This window comes from Microbispora sp. NPDC088329, assembly GCF_040685655.1.
Classification (GTDB): Bacteria; Actinomycetota; Actinomycetes; order Streptosporangiales; family Streptosporangiaceae; genus Microbispora.
On sequence record NZ_JBFBIP010000011.1, the window covers coordinates 221,745 to 246,848 of the forward strand.

Consider the following 25,104-nt stretch of genomic DNA (forward strand, 5'->3'; position numbering starts at 1 on the left):
CCCTGCCCGGCAGTGACGGACTCCCTACGCATGGGGGACCAAAGTCACTCGCACCCCGGAGAGCTGCGGCATGGTTCGGGACCAGGGTCCCGGCGGAAAGGGAAGGACGCCCCTGATGACGTGCCAGACGGTCGACGAGGCTGGACGCATGGCTCGAACCGTGGCCGAGGCCTGTGACGTCCTACTGCGCGATGGCGGGGTGGCGCACATCCGCCCGTTGTGCCCGACCGACCGGGACGCCCTGCACGCGCTGGTGACCAGGTCCTTCCCGCGCTCGGCGTATCTGAGGTTCTTCACCGGTGGCACCGCCTCTGCGCATGCGTACATGGACCGGATCACCGGCCCCTGCTATCCGGGGCAGGCCCTGGTCGCTCTGGTCGGCGGCCTCGTGGTCGGCGTGGCCGAGTGCATTCCCGGCCCGGACCGGCGGGAGGCCGAGGTCGGGATTCTGCTGGACGACGTGGTGCACGGCCACGGGCTCGGCACGCTGCTGCTCGAACACCTGGCGCTGGACGCGGCGGACGCGGGAGTCGAGGACCTGGTCGCCACCGTCCTGCCGGAGAACCGGGCGATGCTGCGCGTGCTGAACGATCTCGGCCTGCCGGTGGAGAGGCGCTACGAGCAGGGGCAGGTCGAGGTCCGCATCGCCACGCGCCCCACCGAGAGGCTCGTGGCCGAGATCGAGGCCCGGGCGCACGAGGCGGAGCGCAACTCTCTGGCACACGTGTTCGCCCCCTTCTCGGTGGCCGTGATCGGGGCCAGCCGCGATCCGGCCCGCGTGGGGCACCGGGTGCTGCGCAACCTGGTCGACGCGGGTTTCCCCGGGCCGGTCTACCCGGTCAATCCCCGGGCCGACGAGGTATGTGGCCTGCCCGCATACCCCGACGTCGCCTCGCTGCCCGGCCCGGCCGAGCTGGCGGTGATCGCCGTCTCTGCCCCCGCCGTGCTCGGCGTCGCCCGCGAGTGCGCCCGTCACCGGGTGCGCGCCCTGGTGGTCCTCACCGCCGGGTTCGCCGAAGCAGGAGGCCGCGATGCGGAACGGGAACTGCTGGGCGTCTGCCGCGAGGCGGGCATGCGCTTGATCGGACCCAACTGCCTCGGCGTGGTGAACACCGCGGCCCGCCTGCACGCCGGCTTCCTGCCCGGACGCCCGCCCGCGGGTCCGCTGGGCCTGATGTCGCAGTCGGGCGCGGTCGCGGCCGCCATGATCGAACGCGCCGGGCGGCTCGGCCTCGGTGTCTCCTCCTTCGCCTCGGTCGGGAACAAGGCCGACGTCAGCGGCAACGACCTGCTCGAATACTGGGAAGACGATCCGGACACGCGCGTCATCGCCCTGTATCTCGAATCGTTCGGCAACCCTCGCAGGTTCGCCCGGATCGCCCGCAGGATCAGCGCCCGCAAACCGATCATCGTCGTGAAGAGCGGGCGCAGCGCCTCGGGCAGCCGGGCGGTCCGCTCGCACACCGCCGCCGCGGCGACCCCCGATGTCGCAGTCGACGCCCTGCTGCGCGCCTGCGGCGCGATCAGGGAGGACAGCGTCCAGGACCTGCTCGACACCGCCCGGCTGCTGGCCTTCCAACCGCTTCCGGAGGGCCCCCGGGTGGCGATCGTGGGCAACTCCGGCGGCCCGCAGGCGATGACCGCGGACGCCTGCGAGCGGCTCGGCCTGGTCGTGCCGGACCTGTCCCCCGCCACCATGGAGGCGCTTCGCGCACGGCTCCGCCCGGCCGCGGCCGTCGGCAACCCCGTCGACCTCACCGCCGAGGCCGGCGCCGAGGACTTCGCCTTCGCGATCTCGGCCGTCCTCGCCGACCAGGGCGCCGACGCCGCCCTGATCGTCTACACGCCGCCGTTCGGGTCCGGTCTGGACGCGACGAGGAGGGCGATCACGGCCGCGACCATGGGCACGGGGAAGCCCGTGCTCGCCTGCCTGGCCGGGCACGACGCGCTCATCGACGGCAGGGTGCCCGCCTACGCCTTCCCGGAGCAGGCCGTGCACGCCCTCGCCCGGGCCGCCGCCCACGCCACATGGCGGGCCCGGCCGGCACGCCCCGCGGAGGACGTCGCGGGCATCGACCTCGCCGCCGTCCGGCGGATCGTCGCCGCGGACCTGGCCGCCCATCCCGGGGGCCGCTGGCTGGACGAACGCACCGCGACCCGCCTGCTGTCGGCCTACGGCGTCCACGTCGCCGAGTCCGTCGCCGTCGACGGGCCCGAGGCCGCGGCCGAGGCCACCGCGCTCACCGGACTGCCCGCGGTGCTCAAGGCGACCGGACCCCGGATCGTCCACAAGTCCGACGTCGGCGGCGTCCGGCTTGATCTGCGGACACACGAGCAGGTCCGGCAGGCCTACCGGGACATGGCCGCCCGCCTCGGCTCCGCCATGACCGGCGCGATCGTCCAGGCCATGGCCGCCGAGGGCGTCGAGATGATCATCGGAGGCGTCGCGCACGAGACGTTCGGGCCGCTGATCATGGCAGGGCTCGGCGGGGTGACGACGGAGTTGCTCGCCGACCGCGCCTTCCGTGTGCCGCCGATCGGCCGGGCCGAGGCCGGGCGCATGATCGGCGAGCTGCGCTGCGCGCCGCTCCTGCGGGGCTACCGAGGCCGCCCGGAGGCCGACATCCGCGCGCTGGCCGATCAGATCGTGCGCGTCGGCCGCCTCATGGACGACCAGCCCTACATCGCCGAACTCGACCTCAACCCCGTCATCGTCACGCCGGACTCAGCGGTGGCCGTGGACGTGCGCGTACGGCTCGCACCCGCTCCGCCTCTCCCCTCCCCCTTCCGGCGCCGTCTTCGCTAGAAGTCATGGTTGAGGGAGCCGGCGCCGCGTGGCGAAGCCGCCGTTCGCGGGTGAGCGCACCATGTCGCACGCCAGTGCCGCGAGTGCGGCGGCGCCCAGCGCCATCGCCCAGCCGGCGGGCGGCAGCGGCACCAGCGCGAGCGGCGCGCCCAGCCCAGGGACCACCGTCACGAGCGCCTGCAGCGCCGCGGTGGCGGTCACCGCGACGAGTACGGTCCGGCCCCGCCACCAGTCGCGCTCGAAGGTCCGGCGGCGGGCCCGGACGACGTAAGCGAGGGTCAGCCGGGCGAAGACCAGAGCGAGCACGGCCTGGCTGCGGACCTGTTGCTCGCTCCAGCCGAGGCGGCGGGCGGCCTCGACGGCCGCGAAGACGAGCGCGCCGACGGCCACCGCTCGCAGCGCGATCCGGGTCAGGACCGGCCAGGAGAGCAGGCTTCCGGTGTGCGGGCGCAGCGCCAGGGGGTCGCCGGCGGGCCGGTCGGCGCCGAGCGCGATGGCGGGAATGCCGTCCAGCACCAGGTTGATCCACAGCAGTTGCACGGGGAGCAGCGGCACAACCAAATCGGGCCAGGCGAGCAGGCCGGTCAGGACGATCAGGATCTCCGCGAGGTTGCCGGTGAGCAGATATCCGACCATCGAGGCCACGTTGTGCCGGAGGCGTCGTCCCTCGCGCACTCCTGCGACGATCGTGCCCAGATCACCGGTGGTGACGACCACGGCGGCCGCCTCCCGGGCGACGTCCGTTCCCTCCTCCCCGGCCATGGCCACCCCCACGTCGGCGTTGCGCAGGGCGGGGGCGTCGTTCACTCCGTCGCCGGTCATGGCCACGACCTGACCGTCCTCGCGCAGGGCGCGTACGAGGTCGAGCTTGGTGACGGGGTCGACGCGGGCCAGCACGGCCGCCTCGCGCAGCCGGGCGGATCGTCCGGCCGGCTCGTCGGCTTCGGCGAGGTCCCGGAGCGCGGCGCCGGTCACGACGGGGTCGGTGTCGATGCCCACCTCCCCGGCGATGGCGCGGGCGGTGTCGGCGTGGTCACCGGTCACCATCACGACGCGGATGCCCGCGGCACGGCAGTCCGCCACCGCCCGCGCCGCCGAGGGGCGGATCTCGTCGCGAAGCGCCACCAGGCCGAGCGGACGCAGTCCCGCCGCGTCCGGGTCGTCTGAGTGCTTGCCGGCGAGCGCGAGCACCCGCAGGCCCCGGTCCGCCAGACCGGGCACCGCTCGCACCAGCCGCTCGGTCTCCGGGCCGGGAACGCAGCGCGCGAGCACCACTTCCGGGGCGCCCTTGACCGTCAGCAGTGGCGGGCCCCCGGCCGCCGTCGTGATCACGGCCATCGAGCGCGTGCCGGCGTCGAACGGCCGGGCGGCCAGGCGTTCCTCTCCGGGCGGCAGCCGTACGCCCTGCCGGCCGGCGGCCACGGCGAGGGCCACGTCGACCGCGTCCCCCAGCCCGTCGCGGGCGTCGTTGCACCGCAGCGCGGCCCGCCAGAGGTCGCTTCCTGACACCGTCACCTGGTCGGTCACGGTCAGGTGCCCGGTGGTCAGCGTGCCTGTCTTGTCCGTGGCGATGACGGTGGTCGCGCCCAGCGCCTCGATGGCCGGCAGCCGCCGGACGATCACGCCGAGCCGCGCCATGCGCTGTGAGCCGAGCGCCAGCGCCGTGGTCACGGCTGCGGCCAGGCTCTCCGGCACAGCGGCGATGGCCAGCGCCACCCCGGCCAGAATGATGTCGAGGAGCGCGGCCTCGCCCCGCTGGACCCGGGTGAGCCCGATCAGGATCATCACGGCGCCCGCCACGACGGCGACCAGGCCGATCCGCCGCGACACCCGGGCGAGTTCCGTCGTCAGAGGTCCCTTGACTCCGGCGCCCAGCGCGGAGGCGATGCGTCCCATCTCGGTGCCCGCGCCGGTCCGGGTCACCTCGGCCACGCCCGAGCCCCGGACGACGAGCGTCCCGGCGAACAGCTCGGTGCGGCGGTCGGCGAGCGTGCCGCCGGCTTTGTCCGCTCCCCCGGCCCGCTTGTCGGACGACAGCGACTCCCCCGTGAGCACGGCCTCGTCCACACCCAGCGCGTCCGCCCGCACCACCCGCGCGTCCGCGGGGACGCGGTCCCCGGCCGCGACCCGCACCACATCACCCGGTACGACCTCGGCGGCGGGAATCCTCCGTACGACGCCGCCGCGGACGACCTTGGCCATGGGCGCGGTGAGGGTGCGCAGCGCCCGTACGGCATGATCGGCCCTCGCCTCCTGACTCACCCCGATGACCACGTTGACCAGGAGAATGATCAGGATGGCCGCGCCCTCGGGCACCTCGCCCAGGACGACCAGGGTGACCAGCCCGGCGATCAGCAGCAGGATCGACATGGGGTCGGCGAGCTGGCGGGCGGCGCGGACGGGCAGGCGTGGCGGCCTCGGCTGCGGGAGCTCGTTCGGCCCGTGTTCGGCCAGCCGCTCCGATGCCGTCTTCTCGCTCAGGCCGATCGGCTCCCGCACGGTGGTCTCCATGCTCAACAGCAGATCACCCGGACGTACGGGGAGACCGTGGGCCAAAGGCATCCGGGCGAGGGACCTTCGGCCAGATGTTCACGGCCGCCGGGCGGGTCCGCGGGGATGGCCGTAGAGGCGTAAGTGCCGGGAGACAGAGGCGCAACAGCCCCTGCGCCGCCGCTCCGGTCGAACCGGTAGCTGACCGCAAGACAGGTCCTCGCGATCACCGGAGGGCGGACGAGACGGGCGGGAGCCGGCCGGGCTCCCGCCCGTCCCCTTTCATCGCGCGGATGACTTTGGTCCCCGTGATCGGTGACCTCTGCTCCGAGAGGCAGGCGACGGCGGAGACGACAGTGGAGACGACAGTGGAGGCGGACACCGACGGAAGGGGTGGGCGATGACGGTCACAGAGGTCGGCGCACAAACGACCGCACATGGAGCATGGCGCGGCTTCCGCGGCGCGACCTGGCGCAGGCGGGTGGACGTGCGCGACTTCATCCAGGCCAACTACACGCCTTACGCGGGCGACGAGTCGTTCCTGGCCGGCCCGACCGAGCGGACCCGCGCGGTCTGGGCGAAGGTGTCGGACCTGTTCCCCGAGGAGCGCCGGCGCGGCGTGTACGACGTGGACACGGCCACGCCTTCCTCGATCACCTCGCACCGGCCCGGCTACGTCGACTCCGGCCGTGAGCTGATCGTCGGCCTGCAGACCGACGCCCCGCTGAAGCGGGCGATCATGCCGACGGGCGGGCTACGGATGGTCGAGAACGGACTGGCAGCCTACGGGTACACGCTCGACCCCCGGGTCAAGGAGATCTTCACCAAGTATCGCAAGACGCACAACGACGGCGTCTTCGACGCCTACACCCGCGAGATCCGGGCCGCCCGCCGGGCGGGGATCATCACCGGGCTGCCGGACGCGTACGGCCGCGGGCGCATCGTCGGCGACTACCGGCGGGTCGCGTTGTACGGCGTGGACCGGCTGATCGAGGCCAAGCGGGCCGAGTTGCGCTCGCTGGACGGGGAGGACTCGGCCGACGCGGTCATCCGCGACCGGGAGGAGCTGGCGGAGCAGATCCGCGCGCTGGGCGAGCTGAAGCGGATGGCCGCCTCCTACGGTTACGACATCTCCCATCCGGCCGGCACGGCGCGCGAGGCGATCCAGTGGCTGTACTTCGCCTACCTGGCCGCGGTGAAGGAGCAGAACGGCGCGGCGATGTCGCTGGGCCGCACCTCGACGTTCGTGGACGTCTACCTGGAGCGGGACCTCGCCGACGGCCTGCTGACCGAGGAGGAGGCCCAGGAACTGGTCGACGACTTCGTCATCAAGCTCCGCGTCGTCCGCTTCCTGCGCACCCCCGAGTACGACGAGCTGTTCTCCGGCGACCCGACCTGGGTGACCGAGTCGATCGGCGGCATCGGCGCGGACGGCAGGCCGCTGGTCACCCGCACCAGCTACCGTTACCTGCAGACGCTGCGCAACCTCGGCCCCGCCCCGGAGCCGAACCTGACCGTCTTCTGGGCGCCGCGGCTGCCCGAGCCGTTCAAGCGCTTCTGCGCCCGCCTGTCCATCGAGACCAGCTCGATCCAGTACGAGAGCGACGAGCTGATGCGAACGGCGTACGGCGACGACACGGCCATCGCCTGCTGCGTCTCGGCCGCCCCCGTCGGAAAGCAGATGCAGTTCTTCGGCGCCCGGGTCAACCTCGCCAAGGCCCTGCTGTACGCGATCAACGGAGGCCGGGACGAGATCAGCGGCGAGCAGGTCGGCCCGGTCCACCCGCCGCTGACCGGCGAGGTGCTCGACTACGAGGAGGTCGCGGCGGCCTTCGACCGCATGATGGACTGGCTCGCGAAGACATACGTGAACGCGCTGAACGTCATCCACTACATGCACGACAAGTACGCCTACGAGCGCATCGAGATGGCGCTGCACGACTACCCGGTCAAGCGCACGCTCGCCTGTGGCATCGCGGGCCTGTCGGTGGTCGCCGACAGCCTGTCGGCCGTCAAGCACGCGACCGTCCGGGTGCTCCGCGACGAGACCGGGCTGGCCGTGGACTACGTGGTCGAGGGCGACTACCCGGCGTACGGCAACAACGACGACCGCGCCGACGCCATCGCCGTGGACCTGGTGCGGTCGTTCATGGACAAGATCCGCCGCCACCCGTCGTACCGGGGAGCCGAGCACACCCAGTCGGTGCTCACCATCACCTCCAACGTGGTGTACGGCAAGCACACCGGCAACACGCCCGACGGGCGCAGGGCCGGCACGCCGTTCGCCCCCGGCGCCAACCCGATGAACGGCCGCGACCGGCACGGCCTGGTCGCCTCGGCCCTGTCGGTGGCCAAGCTCCCCTACGAGCAGGCGCAGGACGGCATCTCGCTGACCAGCACGGTCACCCCCGACGGGCTGGGCCGCACGGCCGAGGACCGGGTCACCGACCTGGTGGGCGTGCTCGACGGCTACTTCGACGCGGGCGGCTTCCACATGAACGTCAACGTGCTCGACCGGGCCACTCTGGTGGACGCGATGGACCACCCGGAGAAGTACCCGCAGCTCACCGTCCGGGTCTCCGGCTACGCCGTGAACTTCGTGCGGCTCACCCGCGAACAGCAGCAGGACGTGATCGACCGCACCTTCCACGGTCGGCTGTGATGCGCGACAGGCTGCTGCGTGACGCCGCCGCCGAGTTCCGCGCCTCGGAGCCGGTGGCGGGCGGCGGCGTCATCGAGTCGTGGGACCTGTCGGTCGGGGTGGACGGTCCCGGCACCCGCTTCGTGGTGTTCACCTGCGGCTGCCCGCTGCGCTGCCTGTACTGCCACAATCCCGAGACCTGGCGCATGCACGACGGCCGCCGGGTCACCGTCGACGAGGTCATGGCCGAGGTGGACCGCTACCGGCGGTTCATCTCGGTCGCCGGCGGCGGGGTGACGGTCAGCGGCGGCGAGCCGCTGCTGCAGCCCCGCTTCACCGGGGAACTGCTGCGCCGCTGCCACGACAGCGGCCTGCACACCGCGCTCGACACCTCCGGCTCTCTCGGCGACCGGGCGAGCGACGCGCTGCTGGCCGACACCGACCTCGTGCTGCTCGACATCAAGTCGTGGGACCCGCAGGGCTACCGGCGGCTCACCGGAGGAAGCCTGGAGCCGACCCTGCGCTTCGCCCGCCGGCTCGCCGGCCTGGGCCGCCCGGTCTGGGTGCGGTTCGTCCTGGTCCCCGGCCACACCGACGGCGTGGAGAACGTCGAGGGCCTGGCCCGGTTCGTCGCGTCGCTCGGCAACGTCGAACGGGTCGACGTGCTGCCCTTCCATCGCATGGCCACCGGCAAGTACGCCCGGCTCGGGCTGACCTACCCCTTGGCCGACGTCCAGCCGCCCAGCCGGGACCTGCTTGACCGCGTGCACGCCCAATTCGCCTCCCACGGCGTCCGCAGTGTCTGACGTCGCGGATGAGCTGTCGCGGATGGACCGGGGGCGGGAACCCGGCCGTGATCAGAAGCCGTGCGGACCGCCGTTGAGGCAGTCCGCACGGCTTCTGATCCCTTTCACCTATGCGTGCCGCGTGGCCGTCAGGTCCTCGGCGACCCGCCGCGCCCAGGCGCGCATCCGATCCGGATCGCGGTAGTCGCCCCCCGACCTCTTGGCTATCGCGGAGGCGATGAAGCCCGTGGCGTCGTGCGCGAGCCGCCCTCCGAACGTCCTGTGGTCCACCGCGTGCAGGGCGGCCGACGCCCGGGCGACCTGGGGGACCGGCGGGATGTCGGCCTCCTCGGCGGAGCGGTCGAGCGGCCCACTGCTGAACAGCCACACCGGCCGGCCGGACAGCGCCCGGGCGTGCCGCCGGGCGAAGCGCCGGGCGTCCTTGTGCCAGTGTCCCGCGTACAGCGCTCCGCCCAGCACCACGGCGTCGTACGGCGTCACGTCGCGGACCGACCCCGCGTCCGCCACCTCCACCTCGATCCCCCGGCCGCGCAGGGCTTCGCCGATCCAGCCCGCGATCTCCGCGGTCGAGCCTCGCCTCGATCCGTAGGCGACCAGCAGCCGTGTCATCTCCGGACCTCCTTGTCTCGGGTGCGTCACTCCGTCAGAGGGTCACTCCGCTGCGGATGGGCCGCCTACTCCGCCGCACACCCGTAGTAGGCGGCCCGCATCAGCGCCTGCATGTCCTCCAGCATCGGCATCCGGGGATTGGCCGGCGCGCACTGGTCCTCGTACGCGTTGAGCGCCTGCTGCGGGAGCGCGCCGAGGAACGCCTGCTCGTCGACGCCGACGTCCTGGAAGGACCGCTCGATCCCGACCGCGTCGCGCAGGCGCTCGACGGCCGCGGCGAGCGACTCCACCCCTTCTGCCGGCGTGGCCGCGGGCAGGCCCAGCGTCTGGGCGATCTCCTGGAATCGCTCCGGTGCCCGGTAGTCCTCATACTTGGGCCAGCCCGTCAGCTTCGACGGGACGGTGCCGTTGTAGCGGATGACGTGCGGCAGCAGGATCGCGTTCGTACGCCCGTGGGCCACGTGGAAGGTGGCGCCGAGCGTGTGGGACATGGCGTGCACGATCCCGAGGAACGCGTTGCCGAAGGCCATGCCGGCGATCGTGCCGGCGTTGTGCATCTTCTCCCTGGCCTCCGGGTCGGCGGCGCCGCGGGTGACCGCGCGCTCCAGGTACCGGAAGATGATCCGGATGGCGTGCAGGGCCGGGCCGTCGGTGAAGTCGTTGGCGTACACCGAGACGTACGACTCGATGGCGTGGGTGAGGGCGTCGAAGCCGCTGTCGGCGGTGACCACCCTGGGCAGGTCGGCGGCGAGGACCGGGTCCACGATCGCGACGCTGGGGGTGAGCGCGTAGTCGGCCAGCGGATACTTCTTGCCCGTCGCGGTGTCGGTGATCACGGCGAACGGGGTGACCTCCGCGCCGGTGCCCGAGGTGGTCGGCACGCACACCAGGCGGGCGAGCTCGCCGAGCGCGGGGAAGCGGAAGGCGCGCTTGCGGATGTCGAAGAACTTCTCTTTCATGTCCGCGAAGACGACCTCGGGGTGCTCGTAGCGCAGCCACATCACCTTGGCGGCGTCCATGACCGAGCCGCCGCCGAGCGCGACGATGGTGTCGGGCCGGAAGGCCCGCATGAGATCGGCGCCCTTGTCGACGGTCGCCACGCTGGGCTCGGGCTCGACGTCGTCGATGATCTGCAGGGTCACCCGCTCGCCGCGTCTCCGCAGCACGTCGGTGATGCGATCGACGTACCCGAGCCGGGTCATCACGGCGTCGGCCACGATCGTGACGCGGTGCACCTCCGGCATGTCCGCGAGGTAGCGGATCGCGTTCGGCTCGAAGTAGATCTTCGCGGGGACCTTGAACCACTGCAGGTTGTTGTTGCGCCGCCCGATCCGCTTGACGTTGATCAGGTTGACCGCCGACACGTTGTTCGACACGGAGTTGTGCCCGTAGCTCCCACAGCCCAGGGTCAGCGAGGGCAGGAACGCGTTGTACATGTCACCGATGCCGCCCTGGGAGGCGGGGGCGTTCCAGATCACCCGCACCGCCTTGACCCTCGTGCCGTACCTTTCGGCGAGTGCCGCGTCCTCGGTGTGGATGACGGCGCTGTGCCCGAGGCCGTCGAACTCGACCATGCGCTCGGCCAGGGCGAGGCCCTCCTCTCGGGTGCGGGCCCGCAGCACGGCGAGCACGGGGCACAGCTTCTCCCTGGTCAGCGGCTCACGCGGACCGACCTCGTCCACCGGGACGAGGATCAGGGAGGTGTCCGGCGGTACGGCGAACCCGGCCTGCCCGGCGATCCAGTGCGGGGTACGCCCGACGACGTCGGGGTTGAGCCTCGTCTCGGAGCAGGAGGCGCCGTGCGCCGTCACGTCGAACACGAACTCCTCCAGCTTCGCCTTCTCCTCGGGCGTCGCGACATAGGCGTGCAGCCGGGCGAACTCGGCCAGCGCGGCGTCGTAGATCTCCTCATCGAGGATGACGGCCTGCTCGGAGGCACAGATCATGCCGTTGTCGAACGTCTTGGACAGCACGACGTCGTGGACCGCCCGGCGCAGCTTGGCCGTCCGCTCGATGTAGGCGGGGACGTTGCCCGCGCCGACCCCGAGTGCGGGCTTGCCCGCCGAGTACGCGGCCCTGACCATGGCGTTCCCGCCGGTGGCGAGGATGACCGATACGCCTTCGTGTCGCATCAGCGCCCCGGTCGCCTCCAGCGAGGGCTCCTCGATCCACTGGACGCAGTGCTCGGGCGCGCCGGCCGCCACGGCTGCGTCGCGGACGATCCTGGCCGCTTCCTCGCTGCACCGCTGCGCCGCCGGGTGGAACGCGAACACGATGGGGTTGCGGGTCTTCAGCGCCAGCAGCGCCTTGAAGATCGTGGTGGAGGTGGGGTTGGTGACCGGCGTGACGCCGCAGACCACGCCGACGGGATCGGCGATCTCGACGATGCCGTCGATCTCGTCGCGGGAGATCACGCCGACCGTCTTGAGGCCGGCCATGCTGTGGGTCACGTGCTCGCAGGCGAAGATGTTCTTGACCGCCTTGTCCTCGAACAGGCCACGGCCGGTCTCCTCCACCGCCAGGCGGGCGAGCGCGGCATGCCGGTCCAGCGCGGCGACGGACGCCTTCTCGACGATGTGGTCGACCTGCTCCTGGGTGAAGGACTCGTACTCGGTCAGCGCCTTCAGCGCACCGTTCACCAGCGTGTCGATCGCGGTGTGCACGGGCAGGGCGGCTCCGGTCGGGGAGTCGGTCATCTGGATCACCTCGTGAGTTCCATCGGCCGGCTTGTCGCCTTCATCCTTCTGGAGCCGCCGCGGCCGCACCGCTGCGCAAGGACCCCACCCCGTAGGACCTAGGTCATCTCGGCTCCTCCCAGGTGAGCGTCAAGACCTACCGAATCACGGCGCGGCACGTCGATGTCGACCTGTCCTCGCCCATCCAGACCGACCAATCCTCCGGCCGGTGGACGGCCGTGACTCCGGCAGGATCGTCATGCTCGGTGGTGCCCGGTCTCCGGGCGGCCCGGGCAAGAGCGATCGGTCCCCCGATCCGGCGACGGAGGTCCTCACCTGTCGGTCCCACAGGCCCTGCCGCCGGACCGGCATGGTCAGCAGACTGTGAGACGACCTCCACGAAGAAGGTGCGCCGTGATGTCTCCCTTCGCTTCGGAACTCGCCTTTCAGCGGCTACTCACCGCCGCCGGGCAGGCGCCCTCGGTGCTCAACACGCAGCCCTGGCGGCTCAAAACGGTCCGGGGAGAGTTCGCCGAGCTGCTGGCCGACCCCGACCGGTGGCTGCGGGTCAGCGACCCCCGCCGGCGCTCGCTGCACGTCAGCTGCGGCGCCGCCCTGTTCAACCTCCGGCTCGCCGTCCGGACGTCCGGTCACCGGCCGCTGATCTGGCTGCTGCCGAACACAGAGGAGGAACCCCGGCTCCTGGCCGCCGTACGCGTGTCGCCGTACGGGCCGGCTCCCTCGGGGACTCGTGAACTCTACGAATGCATCGGCCTGCGCCGGACCAACCGGGAGCCGTTCAGCGAGCGGCGGATTCCCGGCGATGTGCTCGCCGACCTGCGCCAGGCGGCCGCCCGGGAGGGAGCCGGCCTGGTCATGCTCGGCCGGCACGCCTCCGCGGATCTCCTGGAGTACGTCGCCATCGCCGACGAGGCGCTCGCCGGGAACGGCGACTACCGGGCCGAGTTGCGGGCGTGGACGACGAGCGGGAACGGCCGCGAGGGCATGCCGTCCTACGTGCGGGGCCCCGGCTGCGCCGACGACCCGGCGCCGGTCCGGGACTTCGGCACGCACAGGGGGCGTGGGCCGGTCCACTTCGAGTCCCGCCCTCAGCTGGCGGTGCTCACCACCGCGGGCGACGGCCCCGTCGACTGGCTGCGCGCCGGTCAGGCCCTGCAACGCGTGCTGCTGACCGCGACCCTCCACGGGATCTCGGCGTCGTTCCTCAACCAGCCGCTCGACCTCCGCGACATGCGCAGGCACAGCGATCCCCGCCACCGGCGCGGGCATCTTCAAATGATCATCCGGCTGGGGTACGGCCCCGCGGTCCCCCGCGCGCCCCGCCGCCCCGCCGCGGAGCTGGAGGCGGAGACGGGGGTCTCGCGGCGGAGACCGGCGGAGCCGCGGTCATGCCGATGAAGGGGAGGTGCCGGCAGTCGGCAGCGGGAGGCGTCGCAGTCGCGGTTTCTGGATCTTTCCCGAGCCCGTCTTCGGCAGGTCGTCCGCGATGTCGAAGTAGACGGGGACCTTGTACTTGGCCAGGCGAGAGCGCAGGAATGCGCGCAGCTCATCGGTGGTGACACTCGCTCCGGGGCGGAGGACCACGAACGCGCGGCCGACCTCGCCCCATTTGGCGTCGGGTACGCCGAGCACGGCGACCTCGGCGACGGCCGGATGCTCGAAGATCGCCGCCTCGACCTCGGCCGGGTAGACGTTCTCCCCACCCGAGATGTACATGTCCTTGACCCGGTCGACGACGTACAGGTGGCCTTCCTCGTCCAGGACGCCGACGTCGCCGGAGCGGAACCAGCCGCCGTCGGAGAACGCGGCCGCGGTCGCCTCCGGGTTGCGCCAGTAGCCGGGAGTCACGTTCGGCCCCTGGATGAGCACCTCACCCGGCTGTCCCACCGCCGCGTCCGCGCCGTCGGGCCGCACGACCCGTACGTCGGCGAAGAACACCGGCACCCCCGCCGACCCCACCTTGCGCACGCTCTGGCCGGCCTCGAGGAAGGTGGCGCCGGGGGCGGTCTCGGTGAGCCCGTATCCCTGGCAGAACACCAGGCCCCGTTCCTGGTACGTACGGATCAGGGCGGCGGGGATCGCCGCTCCCCCGGCCATGAGGTGACGCAGCGACGACAGGTCAGCGCCGGCCCACCTGGGCGACCGGGCGAACGCGGCGAACATCGTGGTGACCCCGAACATCCAGGTGACGTCGTACTTCTCCATGAGGTCGTAACACTCGTCGACGTCCCACGACGGCATGATCACCGAGCAGCCGCCCTTGAGGAAGGTCGGCAGCAGGGTCTGGTTCAGTGCGGCGACGTGGAAGAGCGGCGCGCTGATCAACGTCACCTCGTCGCTGGTGACATCGACGCCGAGCAGGAGGTTGAAGCAGTTCCACACGAGGTTGCCGTGCGTGAGCATCGCGCCCTTGGGCCGCCCGGTCGTCCCCGAGGTGTAGAGGATGAGCGCGGTGTCGTCCAGCCGCACAGGCGTGTCGATCGGGGTGGGATCGCCCTCCGCCAGCCAGGTCTCGTAATGCCGCTCCCCCGGTCCCGGAGCGTCGAGGGCGACGACCTCCCGAAGAGCGGCCGGCAGGGCGCGGACCACCTCGGCGCACTCGGGCGCGTAGATCAGGACCTCGGCGCCCGAGTGGTCCAGCATGTAGCCGATCTCCGGCGCGGCCAGACGGAAGTTCAGCGGCACGAAGATCGCCCCGAGCAGGTGCGAGGCGAACATCGTCTCGACGAAGGCGACGTGGTTGCGGCCGAGGTAGGCGACCCGGTCACCGGTACGCACCCCCGCTTCGCGCAGCCGCGACGCCAGCCGTGTCGTCCGTTCGTGGACCTCGGCGTAGGTGACGGGCCGGTCCGCGAAGACGAAGGCGGTCCGGTCCGGTGACATCTGGGCCCGGCGGGCGGGCCACCCTCCCAGTCCGGCGTTGCGCATTGGTGTTCGACCTCCTGTGAGCCGGCCGCTCGGCCACGTTCCCGCCCGTCGGCCGATTGTGTGGAATTCGCGGCCCACCGAGAATCCGTCTGTGCCCCGTTCGGCAACGGGCCGAACCCGTGGTCGCCGCCCTCGGGGCGGGCCCATGCGACGACGACCGGGACGTAAGGCGTGGCCGGATGACGAGGGCCGTGGCGCCGCCTCCGGGCGGGAACGGCGCCCGACCAGAGTTCAGGCGTAGTGCCGGTAGATCGCCCGGGCGACGCAGGCGGGCTTGTTCGCGCCGTCGATCTCGACGGTGAAGTCGAGCAGCATCTGGACGCCGTCGCCGGGAACGTCCTCGACGGAGACGACGGCGGCACCGAGGCGGATCCTGGCGCCGACCTTGACCGGGCTGGGGAAGCGGACCTTCTCCAGGCCGTAGTTGATGCTCATCTTCACGCCCTGGATGTCGAGCAGCTCGTTGAACAGCGGGATGAGCAGGGAGAGGGTCAGGTATCCGTGGGCGATCGTGCCGCCGAACGGGCCGTCCTTGGCCCTGGCCGGGTCGACGTGGATCCACTGGTGGTCGTCGGTGGCGTCGGCGAAGGTGTTCACCCGCTCCTGGGTGATCTCCAGCCAGCCGCTGTGGCCGAGGTCCTTGCCGGCCAGCGCCCTGATCTCGTCGAGCCCGTACGCCGTGGTGGTCATGCGTCTGTCGTCCTCTCCTGCGTGCCGAGCCCGAGCAGGCGTACGGCGTTGTCCTTCAGAATCTTGGGGCGGACCTCGGGCTTGATCTCGAGCTTGTCGAAGTCGGTCAGCCAGCGGTCGGGGGTGATCACCGGGTAGTCGGAGCCGAAGAGCACCTTGTCCTTCAGCAGCGTGTTGGCGTACCGCACGAGCTGCGGCGGGAAGTACTTCGGCGACCATCCCGACAGGTCGATGTAGACGTACGGCTTGTGCGTGGCCACCGCCAGCGCCTCGTCCTGCCAGGGGAACGAGGGATGGGCCAGGATGATCCGCAGCTCGGGGAAGTCCACGGCCACGTCGTCCACCAGCATAGGGTTGCCGTACTTGAGCCGGATGCCGCCCCCGCCGGGGACGCCCGCGCCGATGCCGGTCTGCCCGCTGTGGAACAACGCCGGGACGCCCAGCTCCTCGATCGCCTCGTACAACGGGTACGCCACGGGGTCGTTGGGGGCGATGCCCTGGATGCTCGGGTGGAACTTGAACCCGCGCACGCCGTACTCCTGGACCAGCCGCCGCGCCTCGCGCACGCCCGCCCGGCCCTTCCAGGGATCGACGCTGGCGAACGGGATCAGCACGTCGGCGTGCTCCGCGCAGCTCTCGGCCACCTCCTCGTTGGAGATGCGCGGGTGCCCGGTGGCGTGCTCGGCGTCCACGGTGAACACCACCGCGGCCATCGTGCGCTCCCGGTAGTACGCGGCCATCTCCGCGATGGTGGGCTGCCGGTGCCCGTGGGCCTTGAAGTAGTCCTCCGAGGCGCCGAACAGCTCCGGGCTCAGCGAACCGTGCCCGTCCTTGGAGATCTCCGCGTGGGTGTGGACGTCGATCGCGACGAGATCGGCGACGTTCATGACGGCCATGTCAGGCCCCCTGAGCGTCCGAAGCGGGGACCTTCGGCGCGGGGATGCCGTACGTCTCCGGCTCGGCGCCGACGCCCGACTGCCAGGAGGCGGCGATGGTCTCGGCCGTCCACCCTCCGTCGGCGAACGCGACGGCCTTCTCGCTGGGGTGCGACCACAGCGCGAGGCGGTCGCCGCCGATCCCGATCGCCTGGCCGGTCACCCCCGCGGAGGCGTCGGAGGCGAGGAACACGACGAGCTCCGCCACGTCCTCGACCGTGCCCAGCCCCTCGTCCTTGCGCAGCCACTCGGGGAACGGCCGGCCGGTCCGCTCGGACTCCTCGATGATCGGCGCGAACACGGGAATGGTCTTGGTCATCTCGGTGGCCGCCACCGGGACGACCGCGTTCACCGTGATGTTCGCCCTGCCCAGCTCCATCGCCCAGGTCCTGGCCATCGCCACGATGCCGGCCTTGGCCGCCGCGTAGTTGGTCTGCCCGAAGTTGCCGCGCTGGCCCGCCGGCGAGGAGATCAGGATCAGCCGGCCGCCGGTCCCCTGCTCGCGCATCCGGATCGCCGCGGCCCGCGCGCAGGTGAACGTGCCGCGCAGGTGCACGTCGATCACCGCGTCGAAGTCGTCGTCCGACATCTTCCACAGGACCCGGTCGCGCAGGATGCCCGCGTTGGTGACCATCACGTCCAGCTGGCCGAACTCCTCGACCGCGGTGGTGACCAGCCGGTCGGCCACCTCGGCGGATCCGACCGGGGCGACGACGCTCCTCGCCTGGCCGCCCTTGGCGGTGATGGCCTCGACGACCCGCGCGGCCGCGTCGGCGTCCACGTCGTTGACGACCACCGCCGCCCCGGCCGCGGCAAGCGCCTCGGCGTACGCGCGGCCGAGCCCGCGGCCCGCACCTGTGACAACGGCGACCTTGCCGGAAAGATCCATGGGATTCCCCCTGAGTTGTACGGCGATTGATTGGAATATATGACGCTCTCATGACGATCGTCAAAGATTTGCCCAACGTTCCCGCTCCGCCTCCCACAGGCCCTGATCCGTACGAGATCCGCACCGGGATCGGGCAGGGAACGACGGGCAGGCGGCAGCGGGCGCGCGCCAGCGGCCCCTTCCGGGCATGTGGGTGCCACGCGGCCGCCTCGGGACGGGCGCCGCCGCGTCACGTCGAGGTCAGGCCAGGACGACGTTCTCCAGCCACTGACCGATGCGCTTGACCACCTCGTCGTCGAAGGTGCGGGCGTCGACGTTGTCGGCGTGGATCTCGATCACCGGGATCCCGGCCGCCTCCAGTGCCCTGGCGGTGAAGTAGCTGCCGCGGGGGTCGTCGGAGACCAGGTGGACCACGCCGTCGATGCCGTGCAGGCGGGCCTCCTTCACATACCACTCGCTCGACCACGGCGGGGTGTAGAGCTGGTCGCCGAAGGCGGCGAAGCGTGCCGCCAGCGCCCTCATCGGGTCGTCCCCGTAGCGGATGTACCCGTCGGCGGCGATGGCCAGGTACATCGACCAGACGAACACCGCGCCGTACTCGTCCTGGAAGCGCTGGTAGAAGCCCATGTCGTACCAGAGGCCGCGGCCGATCCACATCAGCCGGGCGCGCTCGTCCGGGCACGCGGCCTGACCCGCGTCGACCCGGTCGCGCACCTCCTCGTAGAACCGCTTGGCGATGTCCCGGGCCCACTCGGTGCCTCGGTGCCACTGCGGGAGCATGACGCTGGGGATGCTGTCGACGACGCCGAGCGGGGCGGGCCGGGTGCGCGCGATGAGGTCGCGCGCCTTCCTGTTCCACTCCTCCTGCTCGTTGACCAGGGCCATCACCTCGCGGAAGCGCGACTCGCTGAAGCGGCGGCCGGTGGTGGTCTCCAGGAACCTGACGAGGTTCTCCAGCTCCCCGGTGAGCAGGTCCAGCCGGGCCGGGCCGACCGCCTGCTCCCATCGGTGCGGCATGAGCTCCCACCAGTTGGCGGGGACCTCGTTCTCGGCGGCGCTCTCCAGCGGATAGAAGGTGACCCCGGGCTCGTGGCCCCAGATGTCGAAGACCTTGCGGGTGACGTCGCCGGTGGCGTCGCCGACGACGATGGTCGGTTTGGGCAGGCCGCCCCACGGGCCGGCCTCCGGTTCCGGATCGAAGGCGGAGCCGAGGGTGACCGAGTTGTACTGCTCGGAGTAGTCGGGGTAGCCGCGCTGCCGCACCAGCTCCAGGTAGTGCCCCGAGCGCTGCTTGGCGGCCACCAGGGACGCCCACCACTGGCTGACCGCGTACGGGATGTCCATCGTGCGGAAGATCTCGTGCGGGACGTCCGCGTTCAGCAGGGCGAACGGCTCGCCGGCGGCGACCCGCCGCCGCAGGTCGGCGAACCATTCGCGCTGGTGCCTGCCCGCCTCGGCCGCCGTGGCGAGGGATTTCACACTGCGCATGGGTGTTCCTTCCGCAGACCGGTCAGGTCGGCACGCCCGTACTCCTGGCGCTCCAGCAGCACGGCGGGGATGTCGAGCGCCGCGCGCTGCGCGGGGAAGTCCCAGGCCGGAGCCTCGTCGCCGGTCCTCGAATAGGCGACGAAGAGCTCGGCCCCGCAGTGCCGTACGGCCCTCGCCGCGTGGGCCGCGCGCTCGCTCACCGTGGCCCGGTGGGCGGTCGGGCCGCTGTGGTGGTAGTGCTCGGCCAGCGCGTCGAGGCCGCCCGCGCCGACCGGCCTGTCCGGGGACAGGCCGCCGAAGGAGTGGTCCTCACCGACGATCACGTAGCCCTCGGACTCGATCGCGTCGTACACGTGCGGGGTGTCGTGGTCGCTGCCGCTCAGGAAGACGCGCCGCCCCGCGTGTTCCCCGAGCTGTCCCGCCTCGGCCAGCAGCCGTTCCAGCAGCGCGATGTGCTCGTGCACGGGCAGGGCCGCGCCCGCCACCGCGAGGAACTGCCGCCCCGTCAGGCGGGCGGGCGCGGCCCGGCGCAGGTCGGCGACGGCGGCCAGCAGACGGCGCCGCTCGTTGTGCGCCGCCACCGCTCCGGCCAGGTCGAGGGGGCGGCCGGTCCAGGCCTCCAGCCTGGCGGCGAACTCGCCGATCCTGCGGCGGTTGTACCGGGCGGTCGTGCGGTGCGGCAGGTGCAGGATGTCCACCAGGTACGCCTCGGGCAGTCCCGTGCCCGGCTCCACCCGGCGCAGCTCGCGCAGCGCGTAGAACAGCCGCAGGGACGCCTCGCAGTCGTGCGAGACCACGATGCGATCCAGGTCGCCGAAGGACCCGGCGAGCAGCCGGGTGAGCACGGAGCGGGCCATCGGGTCCACACCGCCGCCCAGGTATCGGTCGCCGAGCTCGGAGCCGGACTCCGGGTCGCCCGTGAGGCGGATCGCGCGGGCCCCCGCGGCGGTCAGCAGTTCGACCGGAATGTCCGCTCCGACGTAGCCGATGACCGGCGTCCGGTCATCGGCCGGGCCCTCCGGGACGGCCGTGGAGGCCGGGGGGGCCGTGGAGGCCAGGGGACGGGGTGCGCCGCGCCGGGCGTACGCCTCCTCCAGCGCGGTCAGCGCCGTGGGCATGTCAGATCACCCCCTCCTCGGCCAGGGTTTCGAGTTCGTCGTCGGAGTAGCCCAGCAGGCCGCCGTAGATCTCGGCGTTGTGCTCGCCGAGGGCCGGCGCCGGCCGGTCGAGCCCCGTCTCCGAGGCGGAGAAGCGGATCGGCACGCCGGTCCCGTACAGGTCCGCGGGGCGACCGTGGCGCGGATGCTCCAGCGGCACGACCTCCTCGCGCTCCAGCACGAGCGGGTCGCGTACGGCGTCGCCGGGCTCACGCACCTCGGCGGCGGGGACGCCGTGCAGGGTGAGCGCGTCGAGGATCGCGGCGAGCGGGCGGTCCGCCGCCCACGAGGCCACCAGCTCGTGCAACTCGCCCGCGTTGGCCACGCGCGCGTCGCGGGAGGTGAACCGCGGGTCTCCGGCCAGATCGTCGCGTTCCATCGCCGCGAACAGCCCGCGGGCGAACGCGTCGGTGGGCCCGCACAGCGCGAACCAGCCGTCCGCGGCCGGGAACGTTCCGAACGGCGCCAGCCTGGGCACGGTCGTCCCCGTGCGCATGGGCAGGCCCAGCTTCTCGTAGGCGTCGAACGGCTCGCACGCGACCAGCGAGGTCAGCGCCCCCAGCATGGACACGTCCACGTGCTGGCCCTGGCCGGTCGCGTCGGCCCGCAGGACCGCGGCGAGCGTGCCGATCACCGCGTACAACGGCGCGACGAGGTCGCCCACCGGCAGCCCGAAGCGGACGGGCGGCTCGCCGGGCGCGCCCGCGGTCATCATCACGCCGCTGAGCGCCTGGATGATGGTGTCCATCGCCTTACCGGAGCCGGGACCGCCCTGCGCGCCGAAGCCGCTGATCGACGTGCACACGATGCGCGGGTTGACCGTGCTCGCCCAGTCGTGGCCGATGCCGAGCCGCGCCATGACGCCGGCGCTGTAGTTGTCGATCATGATGTCCGCTTCCCTGACCAGACCGGCCAGGATGTCGCGGGCCTTGGGGTGCTTGAGGTTGAGCGTGACGCTCTGCTTGTTGCGGCCCCGAAGGAGCATCGACACGGACATGTCGTCGTCCCCCTGGCGGCCCAGCGTCAGCCCGTCCGCACCGAGATAGGGGGCGTTGTTGCGGGAGGTGTCGCCGCCGGTCAGCGGGTTCTCCACCTTGATCACGCGGGCGCCGAGCCCGGCCAGCAGCAGGGTCGCGTACGGTCCGGACAGTGCGGTGGTCAGATCGATCACCGTGCGGCCGGCGAGCGGACGGTCAGCCACGCAGCACCACCTCGTTTCCCTCCCAGTGGAACTCCGTCTTCAGGCCCGCCTGTCGAGTGATGTGCTCGATGTACGACACGACCCGCCTCCCCTCCTCGTCGTCGCCGAGCGGCACGGGCCTGCCCGCGCCGTCGATCCAGCAGGGCACGATTCCGGCAGAGACCAGGCCGGCCCCGCCCTGGCCGTCCCGGTCGAACCGGCATACCGCGATCGCGGTGTTCCGGCTCTCGGGATGGAAGGGGTAGTACGGCATGTCCGGGTCGGGCGCGAAGCCGTACAGCTCGACTCTGCGGCGTGCCCACGCGGCCCGTTCGCCCGCGTCGCCCGTGGTGGGCGTCAACGCGTGGGTGACGGTCACGAAGTTGCCCAGGCCGTGGTAGATCGGCCTGCCGCGGTACATCTCGATGCCGCGCATGATGTGCGCGTGGTGAGCGAACACGGCGTGCGCGCCGGCGTCGATGGCGGCGTGCGCCACGGGCCGCTCGTACATCGCCAGCACGGCGGGCGTGTGCCCGACGCCCTTGTGCATCGACACCGTCACGATGTCGACCTCGGCGGCCAGGGCCGCCACGTCCTCGGCCATCCGCTCCAAAGAGGCGGGGTCGGCGAAGGTGTAGACGGCGGGCGGTCCGCCGGGGCTGGCGTGGTCGAGTTCGTAGTGGGTCAGCACCTTGACGTACGCGCACCCGGGCTTGCGGCTGGTCGCCCAGGACTCGCGGGGACCGACGCAGTTGTAACTGAGCACCCCGACCCGCAGGCCGTCGCGCTCCACGACGGCGGGGCGGCGGGCCTCCTCCAGGGTCAGACCGGCGCCCGCGGTGGCCATTCCGGCCTCGGTCGCGTACTTGATCGTGTCGGCCACTCCCTGGTCGCCGACGTCGTAGACGTGGTTGCCCGCGAGCGTCACCACGTGGAAGCCGGCGCCGGCGACCGCGGACAGCGCGGCGGGGTCGGCGGGCGGAGCGGGTACGTCGGTGCTCACCTGGGCCGTGGAGGTGCTGTGGGGCACCTCGATGTGGCCGATCACCACATCGCCCCGGCCCAGCGTCTCCCGGGCCGGGGCGAAGAAGGACGCGGGGCCGGGCTCGTCGACGACGAGGTCGCCGACGGCCATTACCGTGAAGCTCAAGAGCTGGTCTCCTCCTGCATACGTTCGTGGGTCTGCGCCGCGCGCCCGGAGAAGCGCGACAAGAAGGCTCTCAGGCGGGGCGAGGCGGGGTTGTCGAAGATCTCCTCGGGAGTGCCCGACTCGACGATCTGGCCGTTCTCCATGAAGACGCACCGATCGGCCACCTCGCGGGCGAAGCTCATCTCGTGCGTCACGATGATCATGGTCATGCCACCGCGGGCCAGGTCGAGCACGACGCTCAGCACCTCGTCCACCAGCTCGGGATCCAGGGCGCTGGTGGGCTCGTCGAACAGCATGATCCGCGGGTTGGTGGCCAGCGCCCTCGCGATGGCGACGCGCTGCTGCTGGCCTCCGGAGAGCATCCGGGGATGGGCGTCCGCCTTGTCGGCGAGCCCCACCCGCTCCAGCAGTCGCAGCGCCTCCCGCCGCGCCTCCTCCGGCCTCCGGCCGTGGATGAGCACCTGCGCCTCGACGACGTTGCGCAGCACGGTCCAGTGCGCGAACAGGTTGAACTGCTGGAAGACCATGCCCATGCGGCCGCGCTGGGCGGCCACCCGCCGGTCCGGCAGGGGACGCAGGTGGCCCCGGTGGAACTCGTAGCCGAGCAGTTCCCCGTCGAGGTACATGGCCCCGCCGTCGATGTCCTGCAGCTGGTGGACGCACCGGGCCAGGGTGGACTTGCCCGAGCCGGACGGGCCGATCACCGCGACGACCTCGCCCTCGTGCACGTCCAGGCTCACTCCGTCGAGCGCCACGTGGTCGCCGAACCGCTTGCGTACGTCACGGACCCGCAGGACGGGCGTGTCACTCACCGCTGCCCCTTTCCGAAGTGCCGCTCCAGGCGCCGCTGGCCGAGCGAGAGGCTGATGACCACCACCAGGTACCAGGCGCAGGCGACGATCAGCAGCGGCGCGACCTCGTAGGTCCTGTTGTAGATCACCTGCACCGAATAGAGCAGGTCGGCCATCGCGATCACGCTGACCAGCGAGGTGCCCTTGAGCACGGTGATGAACTGGCTGCCGGTGGGCGGGATGATCACCCGCATCGCCTGCGGGAGCACGACCTTGACGAAGCTCTGCCGGGCCGTGAACCCCATCGCGCGGGCCGCGTCACGCTGGCCGCCGTCCACGGACGTGATGCCGGCCCGGACGATCTCGGCCATGTACGCGGCCTCGTGCAGGGTGAGCCCGATGACGGCCGCGGTGAACGAGCTGATCACGGAGTTGGTGGGCCACGAGACGAAGGTCGGGCCGAACGGCACACCCAGCGGGATCCGCGGCAGCAGGTAACCGAGGTTGAACCAGAAGATCAGCTGGACCAGGGGCGGGATGCTGCGGAAGACCGTGACGTAGACGGTGCAGGCCCAGACCACCGGCCGGAAGCCGCTCATCCTGCCCACCTCGAGAAGCACCCCGAGCGCGCTGCCCAGCACCATCGCGATGACGGTGAGCAGCAGCGACATGCCCAGGCCGCGCAGGATGTTCGGGTCGAACAGGTACCTGCCGACCACCGGCCACTTGAGCTCCGGGTTGGTGACGAGGAACCAGGCGAACTGCGCGACGAGCACGAGCAGCACGGCTCCGGCCACCCAGCGCAGAGGCCGGATGCGCGGACGGGCGGCGGCGACGTCCACGGCCTGTGGTGGCACGGCCTGTGGTGGCACGGTCTGGGGTGCCACGCTCATTGCGTCGCCGCGGTGTTCATCTTCGGCTCCGGCACCGACACGCTCTGGAGCCCGTACTTGTCCATGATCTTCTTGTACTCGCCGTTCTTGAAGATCTCCTTGAACGCGTCGAGCATGACCGGGCCGAGACCGCTGGACTTGGGCACGAGCATCGCCAGCTGGTCGACGCCGGCGCCCTGCTCCTCGGTCTGCGTGACGTACGTGAAGGCGTCCTTCTCCTTGGAGAGCACGTCGAGCGCGGCGCTCTCGGTCATGCCGGCGGCGTCGGCCCGGCCGGCCTTGGCGGCGAGGATGGTGCCGTTGGTGTCGGCGAAGCCGATGAACTCCATCGCCGGCTTGCCCTGCTTGGCGCACCATTCGGTCAGGCGCTTGGCCTGGTCCTCCACGATGCTGCCGGCGGTGCCGGCGACGCGCTTGCCGCACAGGTCACCCGAGCTCTTGATCGCCGAGGACCCGGCCTTGGGGATCAGGTAGGAGGTCCGGGTGACCATCCACACGAGCGCGTCGAACTGCTGCTCACGCTCGGCGCTGTCCTTGACCGGACCGTTGAAGGCGTCGTATCGGTTGGCGAGCATGCCGGACAGCGCCGCGGGCAGGCCGCTGACGATCGAGATCTCGGTGCGGACCCCGAGCACCTTGCCGAGGGCGTCCTGCAACTCCTTGTCGATGCCCGTGACGGTCTTGCCGTCGTTGGCGACGATCCGATAGGGCGGGTGGGAATCCCCGGCAAATCGGATGACGCCCGCTTCCTTGATGCTGTCGGGCAGGGCGTCGTACAGAGCCGTCGCGCCGGCCGGCCGCTGCGTCTCACCGTCGCCTCCACCGCAGGCTGCGACACTGGCGAGGGCCAAAGCCGCCGCACCCGCGAGGATGGTCCTGGGCATTCTCATGGTGGTCCTTCCGCGACCAGATAATGCTGCATTTCACTTTGCGGTCGTGGGGATAAGTGTCACAC

At 71.6% G+C, this 25,104-nt stretch carries 18 protein-coding genes; 4 read left to right on the forward strand and 14 right to left on the reverse strand.

Going from position 1 to position 25,104, the window contains the following annotated elements; genetic code table 11:
• Positions 1 to 148: 148 nt before the first annotated feature.
• Positions 149 to 2,806, forward strand: a complete 2,658-nt coding sequence (locus AB0O28_RS22055; RefSeq protein WP_363642938.1) for a GNAT family N-acetyltransferase — start codon at positions 149 to 151, stop codon at positions 2,804 to 2,806.
• 3 nt (positions 2,807 to 2,809) lie between these two features.
• Here AB0O28_RS22055 and AB0O28_RS22060 read toward each other — a convergent pair whose 3' ends face one another.
• Positions 2,810 to 5,317 carry a cation-transporting P-type ATPase gene (locus AB0O28_RS22060; RefSeq protein WP_363642940.1) on the reverse strand — a complete coding sequence of 836 codons (2,508 nt, stop codon included), beginning with the start codon at positions 5,315 to 5,317 and terminating at the stop codon, positions 2,810 to 2,812.
• Between the two features lie 379 nt (positions 5,318 to 5,696).
• On the opposite strand from AB0O28_RS22060, the gene pflB reads away from it, so the two are divergent.
• Together pflB and pflA are read left to right on the forward strand one after the other, a co-directional pair.
• A complete protein-coding gene (gene pflB / locus AB0O28_RS22065) occupies positions 5,697 to 7,958 on the forward strand; it encodes a formate C-acetyltransferase (protein WP_363642942.1) in 2,262 nt (753 codons plus the stop codon).
• Entirely contained in the window at positions 7,958 to 8,743 is a 786-nt protein-coding gene (gene pflA / locus AB0O28_RS22070) for a pyruvate formate-lyase-activating protein (protein ID WP_363642944.1), read from the forward strand. Before pflB ends, pflA begins: the two co-directional genes overlap by 1 nt.
• A gap of 108 nt (positions 8,744 to 8,851) precedes the next feature.
• Here pflA and AB0O28_RS22075 read toward each other — a convergent pair whose 3' ends face one another.
• Positions 8,852 to 9,352: a flavodoxin domain-containing protein gene (locus AB0O28_RS22075; RefSeq protein WP_363642946.1), complete on the reverse strand. Its 501-nt coding sequence runs from the start codon at positions 9,350 to 9,352 to the stop codon at positions 8,852 to 8,854.
• Between the two features lie 65 nt (positions 9,353 to 9,417).
• Positions 9,418 to 12,048, reverse strand: coding sequence for a bifunctional acetaldehyde-CoA/alcohol dehydrogenase (gene adhE / locus AB0O28_RS22080; RefSeq protein ID WP_363642948.1), 2,631 nt, complete (start codon positions 12,046 to 12,048; stop codon positions 9,418 to 9,420).
• Between the two features lie 396 nt (positions 12,049 to 12,444).
• Between adhE and AB0O28_RS22085 the strand changes: the two genes are divergently transcribed.
• Entirely contained in the window at positions 12,445 to 13,446 is a 1,002-nt protein-coding gene (locus AB0O28_RS22085; protein ID WP_363642950.1) for a hypothetical protein, read from the forward strand.
• On the opposite strand, the gene AB0O28_RS22090 is transcribed toward AB0O28_RS22085, so the two are convergent.
• The 11 genes from AB0O28_RS22090 to AB0O28_RS22140 form a co-directional block, all read right to left on the reverse strand.
• A complete protein-coding gene (locus AB0O28_RS22090; protein ID WP_363642952.1) occupies positions 13,435 to 14,976 on the reverse strand; it encodes a long-chain fatty acid--CoA ligase in 1,542 nt (513 codons plus the stop codon). The genes AB0O28_RS22085 and AB0O28_RS22090 overlap by 12 nt on opposite strands.
• 231 nt (positions 14,977 to 15,207) lie before the next feature.
• Positions 15,208 to 15,666 (reverse strand): MaoC family dehydratase, encoded by a 459-nt coding sequence (locus AB0O28_RS22095; protein WP_363642954.1) that lies wholly within the window; start codon positions 15,664 to 15,666, stop codon positions 15,208 to 15,210.
• Entirely contained in the window at positions 15,663 to 16,553 is an 891-nt protein-coding gene (locus AB0O28_RS22100; protein WP_363643001.1) for an amidohydrolase family protein, read from the reverse strand. The genes AB0O28_RS22095 and AB0O28_RS22100 overlap by 4 nt, the downstream gene beginning before the upstream one ends.
• A 10-nt stretch (positions 16,554 to 16,563) precedes the next feature.
• The gene (locus tag AB0O28_RS22105) at positions 16,564 to 17,490 is read right to left on the reverse strand and encodes an SDR family NAD(P)-dependent oxidoreductase (protein WP_363642956.1); all 927 of its coding nucleotides are present in this window, start codon (positions 17,488 to 17,490) and stop codon (positions 16,564 to 16,566) included.
• 240 nt (positions 17,491 to 17,730) lie between these two features.
• Entirely contained in the window at positions 17,731 to 18,978 is a 1,248-nt protein-coding gene (locus tag AB0O28_RS22110) for a 2-hydroxyacyl-CoA dehydratase family protein (protein WP_363642958.1), read from the reverse strand.
• Positions 18,966 to 20,096 (reverse strand): 2-hydroxyacyl-CoA dehydratase family protein, encoded by a 1,131-nt coding sequence (locus tag AB0O28_RS22115; protein WP_363642960.1) that lies wholly within the window; start codon positions 20,094 to 20,096, stop codon positions 18,966 to 18,968. The genes AB0O28_RS22110 and AB0O28_RS22115 overlap by 13 nt, the downstream gene beginning before the upstream one ends.
• Position 20,097: 1 nt before the next feature.
• Entirely contained in the window at positions 20,098 to 21,336 is a 1,239-nt protein-coding gene (locus AB0O28_RS22120) for a CoA transferase (protein WP_363642962.1), read from the reverse strand.
• Complete coding sequence (locus AB0O28_RS22125; RefSeq protein ID WP_363642963.1) at positions 21,329 to 22,465, reverse strand: CapA family protein; 1,137 nt, start codon at positions 22,463 to 22,465, stop codon at positions 21,329 to 21,331. The genes AB0O28_RS22120 and AB0O28_RS22125 overlap by 8 nt, the downstream gene beginning before the upstream one ends.
• Positions 22,462 to 23,277, reverse strand: coding sequence for an amino acid ABC transporter ATP-binding protein (locus AB0O28_RS22130; RefSeq protein ID WP_363642965.1), 816 nt, complete (start codon positions 23,275 to 23,277; stop codon positions 22,462 to 22,464). Before AB0O28_RS22130 ends, AB0O28_RS22125 begins: the two co-directional genes overlap by 4 nt.
• Positions 23,274 to 24,149, reverse strand: coding sequence for an amino acid ABC transporter permease (locus AB0O28_RS22135; protein WP_363642967.1), 876 nt, complete (start codon positions 24,147 to 24,149; stop codon positions 23,274 to 23,276). Before AB0O28_RS22135 ends, AB0O28_RS22130 begins: the two co-directional genes overlap by 4 nt.
• The gene (locus AB0O28_RS22140; RefSeq protein ID WP_363642969.1) at positions 24,146 to 25,039 is read right to left on the reverse strand and encodes a transporter substrate-binding domain-containing protein; all 894 of its coding nucleotides are present in this window, start codon (positions 25,037 to 25,039) and stop codon (positions 24,146 to 24,148) included. Before AB0O28_RS22140 ends, AB0O28_RS22135 begins: the two co-directional genes overlap by 4 nt.
• Positions 25,040 to 25,104: the final 65 nt, after the last annotated feature.

Bases quoted from the DNA above. Each gene is read 5' to 3' on its own strand.
- AB0O28_RS22095 (WP_363642954.1), bottom strand. From the start codon at position 15,666: ATGACCACCACGGCGTACGGGCTCGACGAGATCAGGGCGCTGGCCGGC.
- AB0O28_RS22090 (WP_363642952.1), bottom strand. From the start codon at position 14,976: ATGCGCAACGCCGGACTGGGAGGGTGGCCCGCCCGCCGGGCCCAGATG.
- AB0O28_RS22055 (WP_363642938.1), top strand. From the start codon at position 149: ATGGCTCGAACCGTGGCCGAGGCCTGTGACGTCCTACTGCGCGATGGC.
- AB0O28_RS22075 (WP_363642946.1), bottom strand. From the start codon at position 9,352: ATGACACGGCTGCTGGTCGCCTACGGATCGAGGCGAGGCTCGACCGCG.
- AB0O28_RS22115 (WP_363642960.1), bottom strand. From the start codon at position 20,096: ATGCCCACGGCGCTGACCGCGCTGGAGGAGGCGTACGCCCGGCGCGGC.
- adhE (WP_363642948.1), bottom strand. From the start codon at position 12,048: ATGACCGACTCCCCGACCGGAGCCGCCCTGCCCGTGCACACCGCGATC.
- AB0O28_RS22135 (WP_363642967.1), bottom strand. From the start codon at position 24,149: ATGAGCGTGGCACCCCAGACCGTGCCACCACAGGCCGTGCCACCACAG.
- AB0O28_RS22085 (WP_363642950.1), top strand. From the start codon at position 12,445: ATGTCTCCCTTCGCTTCGGAACTCGCCTTTCAGCGGCTACTCACCGCC.
- AB0O28_RS22140 (WP_363642969.1), bottom strand. From the start codon at position 25,039: ATGAGAATGCCCAGGACCATCCTCGCGGGTGCGGCGGCTTTGGCCCTC.
- AB0O28_RS22110 (WP_363642958.1), bottom strand. From the start codon at position 18,978: ATGCGCAGTGTGAAATCCCTCGCCACGGCGGCCGAGGCGGGCAGGCAC.
- pflA (WP_363642944.1), top strand. From the start codon at position 7,958: ATGCGCGACAGGCTGCTGCGTGACGCCGCCGCCGAGTTCCGCGCCTCG.
- AB0O28_RS22105 (WP_363642956.1), bottom strand. From the start codon at position 17,490: ATGGATCTTTCCGGCAAGGTCGCCGTTGTCACAGGTGCGGGCCGCGGG.
- AB0O28_RS22060 (WP_363642940.1), bottom strand. From the start codon at position 5,317: ATGGAGACCACCGTGCGGGAGCCGATCGGCCTGAGCGAGAAGACGGCA.
- AB0O28_RS22100 (WP_363643001.1), bottom strand. From the start codon at position 16,553: ATGAACGTCGCCGATCTCGTCGCGATCGACGTCCACACCCACGCGGAG.
- pflB (WP_363642942.1), top strand. From the start codon at position 5,697: ATGACGGTCACAGAGGTCGGCGCACAAACGACCGCACATGGAGCATGG.